The organism is Paeniglutamicibacter sulfureus (genome assembly GCF_030512175.1).
Classification (GTDB): Bacteria; Actinomycetota; Actinomycetes; order Actinomycetales; family Micrococcaceae; genus Paeniglutamicibacter; species Paeniglutamicibacter sulfureus.
The window spans coordinates 81,343-99,588 of the sequence record NZ_JAULBL010000002.1; the positions used below are offsets into that span (position 1 = coordinate 81,343).

The following is an 18,246-nucleotide window of genomic DNA, read 5'->3' on the forward strand; positions in this document are numbered from 1 at the left end:
GCACCCGGAATCGGGCACGCGGACGGCAGGAGGAGGAAGCCGTTTTCTACGTTCGGGAAATGGAGAGTTCGTGCAAATCCGGTGCCCGTGCCTGCTGGTCCGACATGTGGCCATGTGCAGCCGGGCCTGCCGGCGCGGCCCCATAGGCTCCCGAGGTGTCGGGGCGCGGTGCAATCTGGGCGACGTTTAGCTGGGGGTCCACGATCGGTTCGCAAAGGTGCTGGGTGGGCGAATCCGTCGGGCAATGCCATGTTCCGGCCGTCTGCGCCGTATTTGCTTGAATCGGGGACGCGGACCCCTTGGGATCGGAACCCAGGGATTGACCCAGAGGCAGCATCAAGGCCAGGGCAAGCAGCAGTCCGATGAATCGCTTCATGCACATGCCGCCCTTCAAGCCCGGTGAAAATTGTTAGTTGAGGAATCAACGGTATAAACGTCAGTTGTGCATTGGCTGTGAGACAGGTTGGGATACCTCATCCCCAACGCGGCTGGTGCAATCGGTGCGCGGGGCAAGACATAGGCTGGCTGAATGGAAATCATTGAGCGGTGGTGGCAAGCGGTGCTCGCGGGCTTCAACAGCAGCGATCCGTTGACACTGACCCCTTGGCCGTTGCTGGGCCTGGCTGCCTTGTGCGTGCTGCTGACCGTGCCGCGGGCAACCTGGCGGATTTTTGGGCTGTACGTGACATTCGTGCACGAACTGGGCCATGCTTTTGCTGCGTTGCTGACAGGAAGGTTCATCCACGGATTGAAGATCCGGCTGGATCATTCGGGGGAATTGGCCAGCAGCGGCAAGCCGGGATTCTCCGCGGTGTTCAGCGGCTTCTGGGGGTACCCGACACCTGCGGTGGTGGGCATGGCACTGGTCGCATCGACGTATTACGGCCATGCTTCTGCAGCACTTTCCATCGGCGCCCTCATCCTGCTGGGTTCGCTGATCTTCCTGCGCAATTGGGCGGGCATCGCGGTGGCGCTTTGCTCTGCGCTGGCAGCTCAGCTGCTGGTGGTCTACACCCCCGTCAGGGCCATCGCCTGGGTAGTGCTTGGACTGGGCCTGATGCTCTTGGTCGGATCGGTGCGAGACCTGTTCAAGGTCATTGGCGTACACACCCGCCGGCGCGGATTGATAGCCTCCTCGGACGCCTACATCCTTGCCACGCGAAGTTGGTTGCCAGCCTGGTTTTGGCTTTTTGGCTTCACCGTCGTGATTGGCGGCTCGGTGTTGATTGCGGGCTGGATGATCGCTTTGATGCTGCGCTAGCGTCGGGTCATTATTCTCCCCATCGACATTCTCCCCATCGACCGCGGCGGTTGGACGGCATGGGTGGGCCGCGGGATGCGGAGCGTTAGGCTCACTGGCCACCCCGTACGGCGATGTCGATCATGCAGGCCGCGGTTTGGATGTTGCGCCCAGGACGGGCCGCCGGCCGGCGGGCTGTCTTTGGATGAAATGCAACGCAAGTGCCCTCTGGATATCAGGTTCGTCCACCTCATAGGCCCTGGATATTTGTTCCAGCGTCCACCCGGCGGTGCGCAGCTCCATGAGGGTTGGATAGGCGGGCATGCCAATACGCATGGTCACCGCTCCCTTCAGACTGGGTCGATAAGTACATTCAACAACACGACACAGACACTTTGGCCGGTGACAATAGGCTGCGCCGCCCTCAGGGAATCTGCTGCGGGGCACATCTTTCGCCTAGTGTGGGTAGAAGGGGGAACCGCCGCGAGATAAGGGATGCACACAGCCATGGCAATCTTTGAATACACGACCCACCTGCCCTACCCGCGGGAAACGGTTTTCCGCTGGTTTGAGCGACCCGGCGCCTTGCCCCGGCTTTCGGCTCCGTTTAGCGGTTCAATCAGGCAGGAACCGGACAAGGGAATTGCCGTGGGATCGCGGGCCATCATGGATGTGGCGGCACCGGGGACACTGGGCACCGGCCTTGCCGCCGCCGTCGCCGCCGGGGCCCAGGCGCTGGGACTTCCCGGCCGGGTGCGCGCCGAAATCCCGTGGCATGCCAAGCACATTTCCCTCAACCCCGGGCACGATTTCACCGACATCATGGAGTCTGGGCCGCTGGCCCGCTGGGAACATCAGCACCTATTCACCGACGACGGCGACGGGCAGAACCGCGGCACCATGATGCGCGACGTCGTGGAGTACGAGCTCCCGCTCCTGGGCAGGCTTCCCCGGGGCCGCGCACACAAGATCGCCGAGCGGGCCTTCAAACACGAACTCATCCAGGTCTTCCGGTACCGGGAACGGATGCTCAGGGCGGACCTGGCCTTCCACGCAAGTCATGACGCCAAGCCACTGACGATTGCCGTGGCCGGTGCCTCCGGCCTGATAGGCACCCAGCTTTGCGCCCTGCTGGGCGGTGGCGGGCACCGCGTCAAGCGACTGGTGCGCGACCGGCACGCGGCCACCGGCGAAGACACGATCTTCTGGGCGCCGGATCACGCGGTGCTCGACGCCGAGGATCTGCGCGATGTCGATGCCGTGGTGAACCTGGCAGGACACACCATTGGCGGAAGGTTCACTGCAAGTGCCAAGGAGGAAATCCGATCCTCGCGCGTGCTGGGAACCGGTCTGCTCGCCCGCGCGTTGGCATCCCTCGCCAAGGACGGGAAGCAACGCAGCCTCATCGTGGCCTCGGGCATTGGCATTTATGGGGCGAATCCTCACGCCGCAGGGCGGGCTGTTCCACTGGGGGAGGACGCCGAACCCGGAAAGGATTTCCTCGCGGAGGTCTGCGCGGCCTGGGAAGATGCATGTTCGCCCGCTCGCGAGGCTGGGGTGCGCGTCGTCAATGTGCGTACCGGCCTGGTGCAGTCGCCGGCCACCGGTGTCCTGCAACGGATGCTGCCGCTCTACGCCCTGGGCCTGGGAGGGCCCCTGGGATCGGAGGCCTGGCAGTCCTGGATCAGCATCGACGACGTGGTCGGCATCTATGCCCATGCGCTGTTGACCGATTCGCTGGTCGGACCCGTCAACGCGGTCGCTCCGCACCCGGTGCAGGCCAAGGATTATGCGCAGGTCCTGGGCAAGGTTTTGCGCCGGCCCGCCCGCATACCGGTCCCCGCGTTCGGGCCCAGGCTACTGCTGGGCAAGCAAGGTGCCGAGGAACTGGCGTTCGCCGACCAGCTCGTCTCCGGCCGCAAGGTCGAGGACAGCGGCTACCTGTTCAGGCATCCGGATCTGGAATCGGCTTTGCGTCACGTGTTGGGGCATTCCTAGCAGTGCGCCCTTAGCGGTCGGCACCGTGGCGTCTGCCCACCAGATATGCCCCGATGGTGCCGGCGGCCGCTGACAGCAGTCCCCAGGGCACTCTCGGACCTGGCAATTCGGCGTCGGGGTGCGCCTCCCCGCCCGCGCGAACCCGCAGGGCACGCGCCTCTTCATGGTCATCAAGCAGGGCCAATTGCGCCTTGGCGATTCCCGTGTCGTCGCGGGTTGGCAACGCCAGTTCATCCTCCACAGCCAGACCTGCGCGCAATTCCCGGACTCGTTCGACTTCGGCGTCAAGTTCGGAACCCAGCAGCAGCGAGATATTTGCCAGCCAGATCCACAACAGCAGAATGATCACGCCTCCCAGGGCGCCGTAGGCGCTTTGGTACTTGCTGAAGTTCACCACGTAGAAGAAGAATCCCGAGGTACTGATAGCCAGGATCACCAAGGCACCCAGGGACCCGGCACTGATCCAGCGAAACCTGGGCTGCCTGACGTTCGGGGTGAAATGGTAGAGCAGTGCGACCATGAGCACCGCAATCAGCACGAGCACCGGCCATTTGGCAATGTTCCACGCCAAGAGCGTCGCCTCGCCGAGGCCCAACACGGAGCCGATTCCCTCGGCCACGGGTCCCGAAAGGACCAGGATGGCAATGGCCACCACCGCCAGACACAGGATCACCAAGGTCAACAGGTACATCTGGGGCCGCAGCTTCCACAGGGGACGGCCTTCGGCGGTGGAATAGGTGCGGTTCAGGGCCCTGCCGAATGCGCCCACGTAGGCCGAGGCCGACCACAGGGCCACCAGCAAACCGGCAATCAACGTCCAGCCGGCCCCGGTCTGTTGCCCGAGCTGGATCAGCAGGGTTTCGGCGTTGGTGCCCATCTCGGAGGTGCTGATCTGGCTGATGGTCTGGACCATAAAATCCCTGGTCTCGGGTCCGCTGCTGATCAATGAGAGCATCGAGAGCAATGCCAGTATCCCTGGAACCATTGAAAGCACCGAATAATAGGTCAGCGCGGCCGCAAGGTCAGTGGCCCCGTCCCGGGAAAACTCCCGTACCGTTCGCTTTATGGCATAGAGCCAGGAATCCCTGCGTAGTTCGAGTTCACTGCTTTGTGTCTGGTCCACTGGGGAATCCACCTGCTTCCGGCGAGGCTGGCATGGTCATTTCCCACCTTACTTCCTAGGTTCCCCTGCGCATGGAACGTGCGGACCGAAATCCGTCGGCGGCCAAGATGACCAGTGCCAGGACTATGGGTGCGTAGGTGAATGCGTCACGGAGAAAGAGCTGCTCGCCCATGGCAACGGCGGCCACCAGGAGCAACACCGGTTCGACGTAGCTGAGCAACCCGAAAAGCGAAAGGGAAAGCATGGAGGCGGCACCCAGGTAGAGGAACATTGCCAAGGCACCTAACACCCCGATGGACAGCACTGGAACGATGGCCGCCTCGGGCCCGCGGACTCCGGTGAGGATGAAATAGACGGCCAGCGGCGTGAGGAACAGGATCTCGAGCGTGAAGGCGGCATTGGATTCAAAGCGCGCGGCTCGCCGTGCCGCAAAATACACGGGATACCCGAGGCAAATCAGCAAGGTGGGCCAGGCCAGGCCGCCGGCGAAGACCACTTGGTGGCCCACGCCGAGGACTGCCAGGGCGACGGCGATTTTCTGTCCCCTGGACAGCCGCTCGGCAAAGGCCGCCCGGCCCACCACCACCATGACCAGGGGGAGCAGGAAGTAGCCGAGCGACGTCGCCAAAGCGAACCCGTTCATGGGCGCATACATGAAGAGCCAGAGCTGGACGCCCACCAGCGAGCTGGCAACGGCTCCGTAAACCAGCAGGCCGGGTCTGGCCCTGATGCGCCCGAGCAAGGCAACCATTTGGACCCGGCGACCCGGAACCAGCGCATAGAACGGGGCAACTATCAGCAGGGTCAGCACTATTCGCCACCCGTAGACCTCCGTGTGTCCGATGTCCTTCAGGGAACCGGAAATGAGGAAGATGGCTGCGAACAGTCCAGAGGCCGCCAGGGAGGCAAGAACGCCGCGATTCATCGATGACGCTCCGTAATTCGTATTCGACTTGGTGTTTCAGTCTAGCGATCCAGCGTTCCGGGCCTGGCCCAACTAGACTTCCAGCTTTCGCCTGATAAACGAGGAGAGCTGGTCGACAAGGATGATCAGCACCAGGACCACCACGATCTGGGTGGCCATCGCATCGAAGCGGAACGACTTGATGGACTGGTTGATCAGCAACCCGATGCCGCCGGCCCCGACCAGTCCCAAGACCAGCGAGGAACGGACGTTCACGTCGAAGCGGTACAGCAGCAATCCCACGAACTGGCCCAGTGCCATGGGCAGCGCGGCATGGGTGACCTGCTGGAACCGCGAGGCCCCGGCCGTTGCCAACGCCTGTTGGGGGCCGGAATCGGTTTCCTCCATAGACTCCGCCCACAGTTTTCCCATGACGCCGGTGTTGTGGCAGATCAACGCGAGCACGCCGGCAAAGGGGCCAAGTCCCACCGCGGTGACGAAGATCAGCGCGAAGACGATGTCCGGCACCGCCCGGAAGAAGGAGAGGACTGCGCGGGAGAGCTGGTAGACGAGCCGGTGCGGCGTGGTGGTGCGCGAAGCGAACACCGCCAGCAACAATGCCGTTGGGATGGAAAGGGTGGTGCCCAGCAACCCGATCCACAGGGTCACGGTGGTCGCCTTCAGTGCCGGGGCGAGGACCGATTCCCAGTCAAGGTCCGGCGGGAAGGCGTCGGCCAGGAACGAGGCCATGCCCTCGGCGCCCGTGACCAGTGCCGACACCTCGAAGTCAGTGCCGCGCAGCGCGAAAACGTGCAGGACGATGAACGCCGCGATGGCGGTGAGGATCGAGGTGATCCGCCACCCGGCGTTGGGGACCTTGGGGACTGAAAGGGAGGGAACCTGCGTGCTCATGCCGCTGCTCGATTCGGGGTGTAGAGGCGGGACTGCATGGAGGCGTCGAGTCCGGAGATGTCCCCGGAGTATTCGATGCGGCCGTTGACCAGTCCAATGACGTTGTCCGCGTGGCGCAGGGCCAGGTCCGGCTGGTGCAGGACCGCCGCGACTGCCAGGTTCTCCGCGTGGGCCAGTTCGGCCAGCAGGGCCATGACTTCCTCGGCGGCGCGCGGGTCGAGCGCGGAGACCGGCTCGTCGGCCAGCAGCACCGAGGCGCGCTGGCACAGGGCGCGGGCCACGGCCACGCGCTGGGCCTGGCCGCCGGAGAGCCGGCCGGCCTTCTCGTGGGCGCGATCGGCCATGCCGACGCGGGCCAAGGCAGCCATGGCCTCTTCCTTCAGCTCGCGGGGGAAGAACATCGGGCTGACGGAGGCGGGGCCGCTGAGCCGGCCCAGGGCGCCGGCGCACACGTTCTCCAACGCCGTGCGCCGCGGGACCAAGTGGATCTTCTGGAAGACCATGGCCACCGAGGACCGTGCCCTGGCCAGTTCGGTGCCGCGCAGCGTGGACAGCTCTGTGCCGTCCAGCTTGATGGATCCGGCCTCGGGGGTTTCCAGGCCCATGATGCACTTGAGCGTGGTGGACTTGCCCGAGCCGTTGGCGCCCAGGAACGCCAGCATGGAGCCGCGGGCAAGGGTGAAATCGACGCCGTCCAGGACGGTGCGCCCGCTAAAGGACTTGGTCAGGTTCCTGACCTGCATGATCTCCTCGCCGGCCGGAACGGCAGGGTGCAAGGCGCGATGTGGCATCCGTAACGCGGTCATTAGATGTCCTTCTCGGTCAGGCCCATGGTCTCGGCCAGGTCAAACAGCGGGTTGTAGGTTTCCTTGGTGACCTCGATCAGGGGCCCGGCCGGGGTGACGTCAAGGAACTTGCCGACGGCCTCGATGTCCGCGGGCGCCAGGTTCAGCAGGGCGTCCTTGACCGCAGCCTTGAAAGCCGGGTCGGCGTCGGCGGAGACCGTGATGGGGTCGTTCGGGATGGCCTCGCTCTTCCAGACCTGGCGGAATCCGGCCGGATCGAAGTTGCCCGAATCTATGGCGCTGGCCAGGGTCTGCGAGTTGATCTGGGCCGCGTCGACGGTGCCCTTGGTCAGGGCCAACAATGCCTCGGGGTGCCCGCCGGCATAGTTCATGTTCAGCTCGTCCTCGGCGATGCCCGCCTTCTTCAAGCCAAAGCGGGGCAGCACATCCCCGCTGGTGGAGCCGACCGAGCCCAGGGCGAGGTCCTTGCCGCGCAAGTCATCGATGGCCTTGATCGCGGAATCCTTGGGAACCCAGATGCCGGCGGTGTAGGAGGAGAGCTTCCCGTCTGCGGTGCCGAAGGAAACCAGCGGCTCGGCGTTGGCCTTGGTGGAGGCGAAGACGAAGCCCATGGGACCGAACTGTCCGATGTCGAGTTTGCCGTTGCGCATCGAGAGCACCTCGGCCGCGTAGTCCTCGACCACCTGGACCTCGACCTTGCAGTCCAGTTCCTTGCCCAGGGCGGCGGCGAGCACCTTGTAGGCGGGTTCGAGCTTGGCCGGGTCCTCGAAGGGCTCGATGCCGAACTTCAGTTCGCCGGTGGGGCAGAACGACCCGGGGTCGGCCGAGGCAGGGGCCTCGGTGGAGGAGCAGCCTGCCAGGGCGAGGGCGGCGGCGGCGGCAAGGGACATGGCGAGGGTGCGTGGGATTTTCATGGTGCGACGGGTTCCTTAGCGAGTGAGGGCGGCGGTGGGCCGGGGGAGGGGACGTGCGGTGAGGTTTGCCTCGGCCAGGCCGAAGGAGATGGTCATGCCGATGCCGCTGGTCACGGAAACCAGGGTGATGGCCTCGCCGATGTCGCGGACCAGAACAGGGGAAACGTCTGAGGAGGCGTAGATGCCCTGCCAGCGTTCGGTGGTGGCGAACGACTCCACATCCAGCACCTTCGCCGCGGCCCGCAGCAGGATCCCGGACGTGGATTCGTCGAGGAACGGATCCTGGGTCAGGTCATAGGAGTGCGAGTCCCCGAGCAGCAAGGTTCCGTCCGGACGCTGGGTGAACATCACGTTGGCGCCGATCCCCAGCAGGTCGGGGTGCGCCTCGGCGACCTCGACGCGCAGTGCGCTCGCCGAGGGCATGTGCGTGAACGCGTCGTAGCGCAGCATGGAGGTCGCGGTGAGCACGGCAGGGACGATGGTGGTGCTTTCCGGCGCGCCGGCGGCCGTCATCTGCAGCGCGCACCGCTCGATGCGGTGCTCGGCCGCGATTTGGGGGAACAGGTAGTCCACGTCGTGGCCGACACAGATGTACACCTGGTCGGCCTCGAAGTCGCCGCGGCTGGTGTTGACGCGGGCCCGGCGTTCGGAACCCTGCCCGAACCCCAGGGCAGCGGTGTTGAAGTGCACCGCTGCCCCTTCTTGTTCGTGGAGCCAGCCCGCCAGTGTGCCCACCGTGCTGCGCGGGTCAACCCGCAGGTCATCGGCGAGGAATGCGCCGCCGCGGATGCCGTCGGTGTTCTCGCGGCCGAGCTTGGCCCGGACTTCCTCGGCGCCCAGCACGCTCACCTGGCCCTCGGGGCGGGACTCGGAGAATTCGCGCAGCAGCTGGAGCTCGGTCTCGGTGGCGGCAACCACCAGGGCCCCGGCTTCGATGGCCCAGAACCCGGCCTTGGCCGAGAAATCGAGCCAGTGACTCCGGCCGGCCTGGGCAAGGTCGTAGAGGTCGCCGTGTTGGGCGGTGATGCAGGCATGGCCGAAGTTTCGCACCGATGCGCCCACCGCACGGTGGTCGCGTTCGATGACGGTGACGCTCAGGCCGGCTTGCTGGGCGAGCGCGGCATGGGCCAGGCCGATGATGCCTGCGCCGACCACCAGGACGTCGGTGCTTGCCACCGGTTCTGCGGTGGCCCCGGATTTCGTTTCGAAGATGTTCACGGCATTGATATTTGCCGGTCCCAAGTCCTGTTTTCAAGCCAGAACGGGACTTGTCCAGACAAGTTCACCAACGGTTCATCTGGCCACCAGCCCCTTCATGACCTGTTCATTTGTAGTTCACCAAGGTTCCCGGGATGCCGCCTGTTCCACTTGTATGATCAAGTACGTGCAGTCAACTTCCGAAGAACCCATCCACCAGCGTCTCAGCGATTTGTTCCGTGAACGGATCTCCTCCGGCGACTGGAAAGAAGGCAAGCCACTGCCCAGCGAGGCGGAGCTCTGTGCGCAGAACGGTGTTTCCCGTGGAACCGTCCGCCAGGCGCTGGCGAGCCTGCGTAGCGAGGGCCTGATCACCGGGGGTCGCGGTAAGCCCCCGGTGGTCGCCCACCCGGTGCCTTCCCAATCGTTTGCCACCTTCATGTCCTTTACCGAGTGGGCCCATTCACTGGGCCGGGAACCGGGACAGCGGACGCTGGAGATCGCACGGCGCCCGGCGGGAGAAGACCTTGCGGGAAAAATGCTCCTTCAACCGGGAGATCCTGTCATCCAGGTGTTGCGCCTGCGCTCGCTTGACGGGAATCCGACCATGGTGGAACGCAGCAACTTCGTCGCCGATGTCGGCAACGCACTCTTTGACTTCGACACCGACAGCGGCTCGATCTTCGGCTACCTGACATCCCGGGGCGTGGACCTGAGCAGGGGCCGGCATGTCATTGATGCCGTCGGTGCCGATGAGATGGATGCCTCCCTGCTGGGAGTGGCCGCCGGATCGCCGCTGTTGCGCGAGCATCGGCTGACCTACGCCGAGGACGGACGCATCCTTGAATGCTCGGATGACCGGTACCTTCCGCATCTTGCGAACTTCGTCATCGAAAACACCCGGGCGTCCAGGGCGGCTTTGGTGCGCGTCCCGCTGGTCGCCTGATAACTGATAGACCAACCAAAGGATGGAAACAATGATTGAACTTGTCGTCTTGGATATGGCCGGAACCACCGTTGATGAGCATGGGATCGTCTACCGCGCCCTGGAGGATTCGGTCACGGATACCGGAGCCAGCGTCGATGCCGCCGACCTGCAAACCTGGATGGGCGCCGACAAGACCGAGGCCATTGCCGCATTGATGGAACTCGGGGGTGTCACGGCGGACCCCGGGCTGGTTGCCCGGCAGTTCGACCACTTCCGCGCCCTTTTGGCGGAGCGCTACGCGGCCAACCCGCCGGTGGCCCTTCCCGGTGTGGAGGAAGCCCTGTGCGAGCTCAAGGGCCGGGGGATCAAGGTAGGCCTGACCACTGGGTTCTCACGGGATGTCGCGGGCCCGATCCTCGAAACCCTGGGCTGGGGGATTGGCGAAGGCCAGCTGCTCGATGCCGTGGTCACCAGCGACGAAGTCGCCGCGGGCAGGCCCGCGCCGTACATGATCCACCGGGTCATGGAAGTCACCGGCGTGCACGATGTGCGCCGCGTCGTGGCCGGCGGTGACACGGTAGTCGACCTCCTGGCGGCATGCAACGCCGGGGTGCGCGGGCTGGGCGTCCTCACCGGGGCGCTTGGCCGTGAAGAACTCGAGCAGCATCCCCACAGCTGGGTTTTGGAAGGCGTCAGGGCACTTCCCAGTGTTCTCGAGTCTTCACTAGTCAGCCCCAAATAATATCGTTTTGGTAACAGCGCCCCGGAGTCCATCTCGGTCTCCGGGGCGTTATGTCGCGTGTGATTAACTTTTTTTAGCACTCTGACTAGGTCGAATGTATCCCCGAAGGACTCACGGCTTGACGTGGCCCCGGGGTGGTGCCGTACCGTCGTTGAGTAACGTTTCTATAACATCAGGTTACGGAACACGTCTCAACTACCGCCGGATATCTGTGCGTTGTCCATTGCGGCGGTAGCCACTCGAATCGTCGATTGCGACGCCGGACAACGCCGCCATGATGGTCCTGGACGACCTATGCGGAGGATGGCACTGGAGAAACATGATCCAGCAGAATTCCAAGAGCAAAAACATTCGCCGCGGCGCAGCTTCTGTTGCCGCACTGGCCTTGGCCGGGGGAGCCATGGCAATGTCGGTGGCACCTGCCTCGGCAGCCAGCACCAGCACCTGGGACGCACTGGCACAGTGCGAGTCCGGCGGAGACTGGTCCATCAACACCGGCAATGGCTACAAGGGCGGGCTGCAGTTCTCCAGCTCGACCTGGAGCGCCTTTGGCGGCAGCGGAAGCGCGAACAACGCTTCGAAGTCCGAGCAGATCCGCGTTGCCGAACGCGTCAAGGCCAGCCAGGGTTGGGGCGCATGGCCCGCATGCTCGGCCAAGCTTGGACTTTCCGGCGGAAAGGGCTCGGTAGCCAAGACCTACGAGTCTGCTCCGAAGAAGGAAACCGTGAAGAAGTCGAGCGAGTCGAGCTACAAGACCTCTTCCACCAAGTCCTACAAGACCAAGTCGGTTCCCGCCAAGAGCTACGCCTCCAGCGGCAAGCGCGCAGCTGCCCCGGTGGCCAAGGCACCGGCAATCAGCGTCAACGTCAAGGACTCGGGCGAGAACTACACCGTCAAGGCCGGGGACACCATGTTCAAGATCGCCCAGTCCCAGGGCCTGAGCAGCTGGCAGGACCTGCATGCCCTGAATCAGGACGTCGTGCCCAGCGCCGACCTCATTTTTGTTGGACAGTCGCTGGACTTGCCAACCAAGTAAGCCGGTCCCTCGCGAGAGCGGACGAACGGCCAGGAGAGCTGTTCCGCAGTCAACCCCCAAGTGGCTGCGGAGCAGTTCTTTTGCGTTTCCGCCTGAAAGTCCCAGGTTCCGGTGCGCGGACTCAGGTGAAGGCGAACACCGGCGGAAATACCAGTACCACCACAGCTGCCCACGCACCGTAAACCGGCAGATAGCGGGTCTGCCAACGCTCGAGCGCCGCGAACGGACGCCTGCCGCGCAGGAATCCGGCGGACAGCCAAGCGGCCCGCACCAGGTGCACCAACAGAAGCAGGTTCAGGCCGAGCGCGGCGACCTTGTTGGGGCTGAAGCCGAACTCGGCGATCCTGGCCAGCATCGCAGTCAGCATTACTGCATCCACGGCCAGGGCCGCCGCGACGAGGATCAGCTGCAGCGCATCGAAGAACCCCGGCGGGGCCAGCGGGTCGCGGGCGGACAACGCGTAGAGCAGGAGGCACAGCACCAGCACCAGGATCGCGTCCATGAGAATGAGCAGGCCGCGGTCGACGTCGACCAGTCTGCCGGCGGTCGTGAGCACGATGAGCATGGCCAGCAGCATCGCAATCGTCAGGGGCGTGAAGACGCGCGTCAGGACAGGTGCGATGTTCTCGATGACGTCCTGCTTGGCCTCAACCAGCCAGGCGGCTACCACCAAGGCCCCCGGAACGGCGAACGGCAGGATCCAGCTTTCCAGTACCGGTTCCAGGTCAAGGCCCACCAGCTGGAGCACGGCGAAGGTAAGCCCAATGAGCACGCCGCCGCCGAGCGCCAACAGGATGAAGTAGATGGCAAGTTCGCCGGTGAACCTCACGAAGTCCATGCGCCTGCCATCGGACCGCCACCGCCCGCCGACGTAGGCGACCCCCGCCAGCAGCCACAGGATCACCGGGACATGCAGCGCCGCGAGTAGCCACGTGGAACCGTCCGAATCGAACGGGTAAATGTTGAGCGCGAGCACCAGTATGGCGAAGGGGATGGCCAGTGCGATCGCCGTGCGTGCAGTGATCCGCCGCTTCCATGCAAAGTACGCGACCAGGAATGGGAACACCAACAGGCCGACGTTGCGCAACAGGGCAGCGTCTTCGCCCAGCCAAGTGAGACCCGCCTTTAGCGCCAGGCCGGCCCCCACCGCGAGGGACAGGACCACTGCAAGCTCACGCCGGGGCGGGGGTCCGGCGACTGCGGGTCCCTCCGGAAGAAGGACGAGCTGTTTCCACAGCCGCTCCGAATGTTCGCGCGCGAATTCGCGAGAGACCGCATCGAGGTTTCCCATGCGCTTGATCGCCACCAGGAAGGCCTCGTCGTCGTCGAGTCCTCCCGCACGCCTTTCGTCGATCTGTTCGCGCAGGTGGTCTTCGAGCTCATCGAGGTCGGCGGGGGAGATGGCCCGGCGGCGGGCTACGTAGCCGCGCCACACCTGAATCTGGGCTTCAAGCCCTGCATGCTCCTCCATTACGCCCATCCCGTTTCCGCGGCTGGCGGGCGCTGCGCCGAATGCCATACTTGTCGCAGCGTCTCGGCGACGACGGTCCATTGCCCTTGCCGTTCGGCCAGGGCGGCACGACCGGTCTCGGTGATGGCGTAGTGCTTGCGACGGCGCCCTGCCTCCGAAACGCCCCAGGACGAACGCAGGTAGCCAAGCCGCTCCAAACGGTGCAGCAGCGGATAGAGCATTCCGTCGGTCCACTGCATGTCCCCGCCGGAAAGCTCGCTCACGCGCTTGATGATGGCGTAGCCGTGCATTTCGTCAGCCTCCAGGATCCCCAGCACGAGCGGGGTCGCCGATGCGGCGACCAGGTCCTTGTCGATGCGCACGTCGTCTCCTTACATAGATCTACTATGTATTAGACATCCGGCGTCCCGTGAAGGCAAGAAAGACGCCTGGCCACGAACGTTTTCATCGGACCCGGCGAAGGTCCCATCCTGGGAAACGGGGGCGGCTCGGGAAATCAGGTGATGCGTCCCAAGCCGCGGTGCCCCGTCACTACCTTGTGGACAGCAGGGTGTCCAGTCGCTCGTACCCCTCCGTGATGCCGCCTTCCATGCCTGAGGCGGCCATGCCGTCGCGAGCCTCAACGGTGGGATAGACGGAGTGCCCGACAAGCCGGCAGCGGTCGCCCTCCAATGCTTCGAAACGCATGTAGTCCATGGCGACGACGTCGGGCTGGCCGTCGTATTCAAAGGTCTGGATGGCGAACTCGTTTTCGCGGACGGTGTGGAACACCCCGTTGAATCCGTAGGTCCCGGATTCGTTGGAGTGGGTGTACTTGTAGGATCCCCCGGTGCGGAAGTCGTAGGTCTCGATTTCCATTTTCAACCCGTAGGGTCCGAGCCATTGGGCAACGAGGGCGGGGTCGCGGTGCGCCTCGAAGACCGCCGCGACGGGAAAGTCGAATTCCCGGGTGAAATCAATGAAGGGTGTGCCTTCGGGGATGCTGAGGTTTAGTGGGTTGGTCATGATGGGACTTTCGTGTTTTTATCCGTGGCGTGCGGATTGGCCTTTGAGCACGGCGTCCAAGCGGTTGTACTTCTGGTCGGCCAGTAGCCGATATTTGTCGATCCAGCCGGTCAGCTCCGTGAGCAGTGCAGGATTCAAGTGGACCGGGCGGCGTTGCGCCTCGCGTGTGCGAGTCACCAGATGCGCCTGCTCGAGGACTTGAATGTGCTTCGAGATGCCTTGGATGGACATCTTGAACGGTTCGGCGAGTTCGTTGACAGTGGCGGGGCCGGTGGACAGCCTGGCGATGATTTGCCGGCGCGTGGGGTCTGCGAGGGCCAGGAATGCCCTGTTGAGATCTTGCTCGTCGAAGGACACGTATTCAACTCTTTTCTTGATCAACCTTTCGGTTGATTACAACGATGCTCCGGTGTTTTCCGATAGTCAAGAGCTGGGGAGTGCTGACCATGGAATTTAATTGGTCGGCCGGATGCCGCCGTTCCGTCTCCGTGCCCCCGCCCCTACGCGAGGGCAGTCAACGCGTCGACGTGGGAGCGTGCCGCGGAGGAGTGGCTGGCCTGGATGCACAGGAAGACTTCGGCGCTTTGGTGGCCTGGCCAGTCCCCGGGCAGGTAGTTTTCCGGCAGCCCGGGATCCAGATACGGAATGGTCCGCCATGAATCAATGGCCCTCACGTAGAGGGCGAAGCTCTCGGCGGCGCTTGCCTGTCCAGCGCCGGCCACGGCCTTGTTCTGGTCAAGAAAGCCGTGGTGCAGTGCCGAAAGCGCATCCAGGTCCCACCATGCAACAGCCGACGCCTGGGCGGTCCCGGTGAACTCCAGGAGATTGGAGACGATGACCGTCGCGTGGTCCTCCAGGCCCAGGACGCGCAAGATCTCCCAGACCTCGGCGCGCAGGTAGTCGGGAAAGATCCACAGTCCCGGCGCCATGAGGCCGCCGCCGATACCCTGCAGGTACTTGCGCAGTTGGTGGCGGCGCTCGCGTTCGGCCTCCGGGATGGAGTAGGAGAGCAGGCACCAGGGATCCGCCGGATCCATGGCGCGCGGTTCGAAGATGCGCCTGTCTCCCCGGGCAAGGATGCGTTCACCGGTGGGAGTGAGTTGGAGCCCCAGGACGTCTGCCCGGGCTTGCTGTTCGAGGATCCCCTTCTTCTTCAGGCGGGAGATCGCCGTCCGCGTCACCTGGGGCGTGGTGCCCAGCGCGTCCATCAGCGCGATCAGGTGCGCCGAGGAAATCCAGCCGCCCAGTTCGCGCAGGTACAGACCCACGATGGTGCGGACCAGGGAGGTGGTGCTGCCCGTGCGGGCATCCAGGTCGTCGAGCTCGGTCAGCATGGTCGGGCGCTACTTGCCGATCTCGGTGCGGACGGCGAACAGCTCCGGGAAGAATGTCAGGTCCAGTGCACGCTTGAGAAAATCCACGCCGGAAGACCCGCCGGTACCCTTCTTGAAGCCGATGGTGCGTTGGACGACGCGCATGTGGCGGAAGCGCCAGGCCTGGAAATTGTCCTCCAGATCAACGAGGTCCTCACAGGCCTGGTAGAGGCTCCAGATGGTGTCGTCCGATTCGTAGATGTCCTTGTAGATGGGAACCAGTGCCTCTTGGAAGACCCACGGCTGGGAGACATCGCGTTCCAGGATCGCCTCGGGGACGGCATAGCCCGAACGGGCCAGGGCGCGGAGGAAGGAATCGTAGACGGTTGGTTCGTGTAGGAGCTTGGATAGCAACTGGTGGGCATCGGGGTCGGATTCAAAGACCTTGAGCATGCCTTCGTGCTTATTGCCCAGGATGAACTCGACGGCACGATATTGGTACGACTGGAAACCGGAGGACGAGCCGAGTGAGCCGCGGAACTGTGCGTACTCGCGCGGGGTGAGTGTGGCCAGAACTGCCCATTGTTCGGTCAGCGTCTTCTGGATGTGCTTGACGCGGGCGAGGCATTTCAGCGACTTGCCGATTTCGTCGCTGTCCATCAGGCGACGTGACTCAACCAGCTCGTGCAGCATCAGCTTGAGCCACAGCTCGCTGGTCTGGTGCTGGATGATGAACAGCATCTCATCGTGGTGCTCAGGGACACTGACGGGGTGCTGTGCCGAGAGCAGGCGCCCCAGGTCCAAGTAGCTTCCGTACGACATGGTGTTGCTGAAGTCGGTACGGACGGTGTCTTCGATTTCGCGTGCACCCTCGGGCGTCTGTGCGTGTGGGCAGGCCATGGAAAGAAGCATATCAGTTCGTCGACGTGCGTCAAGATAGTGAAATGATGCTCGCTGGTGCTTGGCCCAATTGCGGACGACCTGGTGAAACACCCGTGCTGCCGGTGGTGATGGAAAAAGTCGGCTCCGTCTCTCCGTGGCCGTGATCCGGCGCATGCAGTTCCCAGGGTGTGGCCGCGGATCCGGTGCTCAACTGGAAAGAGCGTGGAGGCGGAACCGCCTTGCGCCGCGGTTTGGGTCCTGGTCTGTGGTTTGATAGGGAGTTGAACGTGGATGGCCAGGGGTGCCATCTGGATATTGGGGGACACATGAAGTCGTTTACTCGCATGCTCACCGCTTTGGCGGCCGCTGCTTCGATCGTATTTTCCGGGGCCGCCGTGGCAGCAGCCGCGCCCGTAGCGCCGACCCAAGCGATCAATGTGGTGGCCGCCAAAAAAGCTCCGGCGATCACGATCAACAAGATCGCCAACAAAACGGTCAAGGGTTCGGCCAAGGCCACCATCAAACCGTCGGTCAAGGCGGCCAAGGGCGTCAAGGTCACCTCAAAGGTCTTGACCGTGAAGCAAGGCAAGAAGACCGTTGCCAAGAACAAAACGTCGATTTCACTAAAGGCCGGGACCTACAAGGTGACGACCAAGGTGAACTACAAGATCGGCAAGAAGAAGCTCTCGACCTCCAAGACGCAAACCCTGGTCATCACGAAGGCCAAGGTGAAGAAGACTTGGGCCGCGGCCAAGGGCAAGAACTGCCCCGCAGCCTACCCCGTCAAGGGCAACCAGACCGGCAGCAACAAGGAATGGAAGTACCACGTTCGCGGTGGCCAGTTCTATAGCATCACGGTTCCCGAGCAATGCTTCAAGACCACTTCCGACGCACGCAAGGCCGGATACCGCGCTTCGAAGCGCTAGTCCCATTTTCGGTTGTCGATCAACATCCGTGGCCCGCAGGCAAACTGTGGGCCACGGGTGTTTAAATGTACCTTCGGCGTTGTGCGTTGTTGATTCATCCTGAAAGAGCGTTTTGAAGCACCTGATAAGCATTGTTGTCACCCTCCTGATCCTGACCGGTGGCTTGGTGGCGAATTTCGGCACCCATGTTGGCAATGATCAAGCCAGTGATGTCACCACCTTGGGACCCAGCAGTACTTCGACGTCCGTGGCCGGTGAGGGAGTCACCCCCGGCGCCAAGCTCGATGGCCCGCTCGCGGTTTCGGTCCTGGACGCCTTGCCGGTCAAGGGCAAGGCGCCGGCAACCGGCTACGACCGGAACCAGAAGTTCGGCAATGGCTGGAAGGACTTCAACGGCAACAAATGCGACGAGCGCCAGGACACGCTCAAGCGCGACTTGTCGTCTGTAAAGTTCAAGGACGCGAAGAAATGCCAACTCGCCTCCGGCACGTTGGCTGACGTGTACACCGGGACCACCATTAAGTGGAAGGTGAACAGCGGGTCCGTTGACATCGACCACGTGGTGGCGTTGAAGAACGCATGGGTGTCAGGCGGTGTGCAGCTGTCCCAGGACCAACGCCAGGGTCTCGCCAACGATCCGTTGAACCTCATGGCCTCGCAAGCATCGGCCAATCGTTCCAAGGGCGATGCCAATGCCGCCGAGTGGTTGCCGGCCAACAAGTCTTTCCGCTGTCGGTACGTGGCAACGCAGATCAGCGTCAAGAAGAAGTACACGCTGTCTGTGACCGCGTCCGAAAAGAAGGCCATGGAGCGCGTGCTCTCCACGTGCCCGAAGCAAAAGGCCGCCTT

Annotated in this window: 20 protein-coding genes; 7 read left to right on the forward strand and 13 right to left on the reverse strand. The window is 63.6% G+C overall.

Annotated elements, in window-relative coordinates; translation table 11 throughout:
• Positions 1 to 46 precede the first annotated feature (46 nt).
• The gene (locus tag Q2T94_RS07030; protein ID WP_302263437.1) at positions 47 to 376 is read right to left on the reverse strand and encodes a hypothetical protein; all 330 of its coding nucleotides are present in this window, start codon (positions 374 to 376) and stop codon (positions 47 to 49) included.
• 153 nt (positions 377 to 529) lie between these two features.
• Between Q2T94_RS07030 and Q2T94_RS07035 the strand changes: the two genes are divergently transcribed.
• A complete protein-coding gene (locus Q2T94_RS07035; RefSeq protein WP_302263438.1) occupies positions 530 to 1,261 on the forward strand; it encodes a M50 family metallopeptidase in 732 nt (243 codons plus the stop codon).
• Between the two features lie 486 nt (positions 1,262 to 1,747).
• Entirely contained in the window at positions 1,748 to 3,238 is a 1,491-nt protein-coding gene (locus tag Q2T94_RS07040; RefSeq protein ID WP_302263439.1) for a TIGR01777 family oxidoreductase, read from the forward strand.
• 10 nt (positions 3,239 to 3,248) lie between these two features.
• On the opposite strand, the gene Q2T94_RS07045 is transcribed toward Q2T94_RS07040, so the two are convergent.
• The 6 genes from Q2T94_RS07045 to Q2T94_RS07070 form a co-directional block, all read right to left on the reverse strand.
• Positions 3,249 to 4,361, reverse strand: coding sequence for a YihY/virulence factor BrkB family protein (locus Q2T94_RS07045; RefSeq protein WP_302263440.1), 1,113 nt, complete (start codon positions 4,359 to 4,361; stop codon positions 3,249 to 3,251).
• 55 nt (positions 4,362 to 4,416) lie between these two features.
• Positions 4,417 to 5,286 carry an EamA family transporter RarD gene (gene rarD, locus Q2T94_RS07050; RefSeq protein ID WP_302263441.1) on the reverse strand — a complete coding sequence of 290 codons (870 nt, stop codon included), beginning with the start codon at positions 5,284 to 5,286 and terminating at the stop codon, positions 4,417 to 4,419.
• A gap of 72 nt (positions 5,287 to 5,358) precedes the next feature.
• Positions 5,359 to 6,177: a phosphonate ABC transporter, permease protein PhnE gene (phnE, locus tag Q2T94_RS07055; RefSeq protein ID WP_264268394.1), complete on the reverse strand. Its 819-nt coding sequence runs from the start codon at positions 6,175 to 6,177 to the stop codon at positions 5,359 to 5,361.
• Entirely contained in the window at positions 6,174 to 6,983 is an 810-nt protein-coding gene (locus tag Q2T94_RS07060) for a phosphonate ABC transporter ATP-binding protein (protein WP_302263442.1), read from the reverse strand. Before Q2T94_RS07060 ends, phnE begins: the two co-directional genes overlap by 4 nt.
• Entirely contained in the window at positions 6,983 to 7,897 is a 915-nt protein-coding gene (locus Q2T94_RS07065; RefSeq protein WP_302263443.1) for a phosphate/phosphite/phosphonate ABC transporter substrate-binding protein, read from the reverse strand. The genes Q2T94_RS07060 and Q2T94_RS07065 overlap by 1 nt, the downstream gene beginning before the upstream one ends.
• Before the next feature lie 15 nt (positions 7,898 to 7,912).
• A complete protein-coding gene (locus tag Q2T94_RS07070) occupies positions 7,913 to 9,139 on the reverse strand; it encodes a TIGR03364 family FAD-dependent oxidoreductase (protein ID WP_302263444.1) in 1,227 nt (408 codons plus the stop codon).
• 142 nt (positions 9,140 to 9,281) lie between these two features.
• Here Q2T94_RS07070 and Q2T94_RS07075 point away from each other — a divergent pair, with 142 nt between their 5' ends.
• From Q2T94_RS07075 to Q2T94_RS07085, 3 genes are all read left to right on the forward strand, one after another.
• Positions 9,282 to 10,040: a GntR family transcriptional regulator gene (locus Q2T94_RS07075; RefSeq protein WP_264268390.1), complete on the forward strand. Its 759-nt coding sequence runs from the start codon at positions 9,282 to 9,284 to the stop codon at positions 10,038 to 10,040.
• A 31-nt stretch (positions 10,041 to 10,071) separates the two neighbouring features.
• On the forward strand, positions 10,072 to 10,764 hold the full coding sequence (locus Q2T94_RS07080; RefSeq protein WP_302263445.1) for a phosphonatase-like hydrolase: 693 nt from the start codon (positions 10,072 to 10,074) through the stop codon (positions 10,762 to 10,764).
• 319 nt (positions 10,765 to 11,083) lie between these two features.
• Positions 11,084 to 11,800, forward strand: a complete 717-nt coding sequence (locus Q2T94_RS07085) for a LysM peptidoglycan-binding domain-containing protein (protein ID WP_302263446.1) — start codon at positions 11,084 to 11,086, stop codon at positions 11,798 to 11,800.
• Between the two features lie 121 nt (positions 11,801 to 11,921).
• On the opposite strand, the gene Q2T94_RS07090 is transcribed toward Q2T94_RS07085, so the two are convergent.
• The 6 genes from Q2T94_RS07090 to kynA all read right to left on the reverse strand — a co-directional run bounded on the left by Q2T94_RS07090 (position 11,922) and on the right by kynA (position 16,489).
• A complete protein-coding gene (locus Q2T94_RS07090; RefSeq protein WP_367281528.1) occupies positions 11,922 to 13,271 on the reverse strand; it encodes a permease prefix domain 1-containing protein in 1,350 nt (449 codons plus the stop codon).
• Positions 13,271 to 13,633: a PadR family transcriptional regulator gene (locus tag Q2T94_RS07095; RefSeq protein WP_302263448.1), complete on the reverse strand. Its 363-nt coding sequence runs from the start codon at positions 13,631 to 13,633 to the stop codon at positions 13,271 to 13,273. The genes Q2T94_RS07090 and Q2T94_RS07095 overlap by 1 nt, the downstream gene beginning before the upstream one ends.
• Before the next feature lie 169 nt (positions 13,634 to 13,802).
• On the reverse strand, positions 13,803 to 14,276 hold the full coding sequence (locus Q2T94_RS07100) for an SRPBCC family protein (protein WP_264268386.1): 474 nt from the start codon (positions 14,274 to 14,276) through the stop codon (positions 13,803 to 13,805).
• Between the two features lie 18 nt (positions 14,277 to 14,294).
• Entirely contained in the window at positions 14,295 to 14,633 is a 339-nt protein-coding gene (locus tag Q2T94_RS07105) for an ArsR/SmtB family transcription factor (protein WP_264268385.1), read from the reverse strand.
• A gap of 143 nt (positions 14,634 to 14,776) precedes the next feature.
• On the reverse strand, positions 14,777 to 15,610 hold the full coding sequence (locus tag Q2T94_RS07110) for a PaaX family transcriptional regulator (protein ID WP_302263449.1): 834 nt from the start codon (positions 15,608 to 15,610) through the stop codon (positions 14,777 to 14,779).
• A 9-nt stretch (positions 15,611 to 15,619) separates the two neighbouring features.
• Positions 15,620 to 16,489 carry a tryptophan 2,3-dioxygenase gene (gene kynA, locus Q2T94_RS07115; RefSeq protein WP_302263450.1) on the reverse strand — a complete coding sequence of 290 codons (870 nt, stop codon included), beginning with the start codon at positions 16,487 to 16,489 and terminating at the stop codon, positions 15,620 to 15,622.
• A gap of 308 nt (positions 16,490 to 16,797) precedes the next feature.
• On the opposite strand from kynA, the gene Q2T94_RS07120 reads away from it, so the two are divergent.
• Both Q2T94_RS07120 and Q2T94_RS07125 read left to right on the forward strand, forming a co-directional pair.
• Positions 16,798 to 17,397, forward strand: a complete 600-nt coding sequence (locus Q2T94_RS07120; protein ID WP_302263451.1) for a sunset domain-containing protein — start codon at positions 16,798 to 16,800, stop codon at positions 17,395 to 17,397.
• Positions 17,398 to 17,509: 112 nt separating this feature from the next.
• A partial coding sequence (locus Q2T94_RS07125; protein ID WP_302263452.1) for an HNH endonuclease family protein occupies positions 17,510 to 18,246 on the forward strand: 737 nt, incomplete at its 3' end.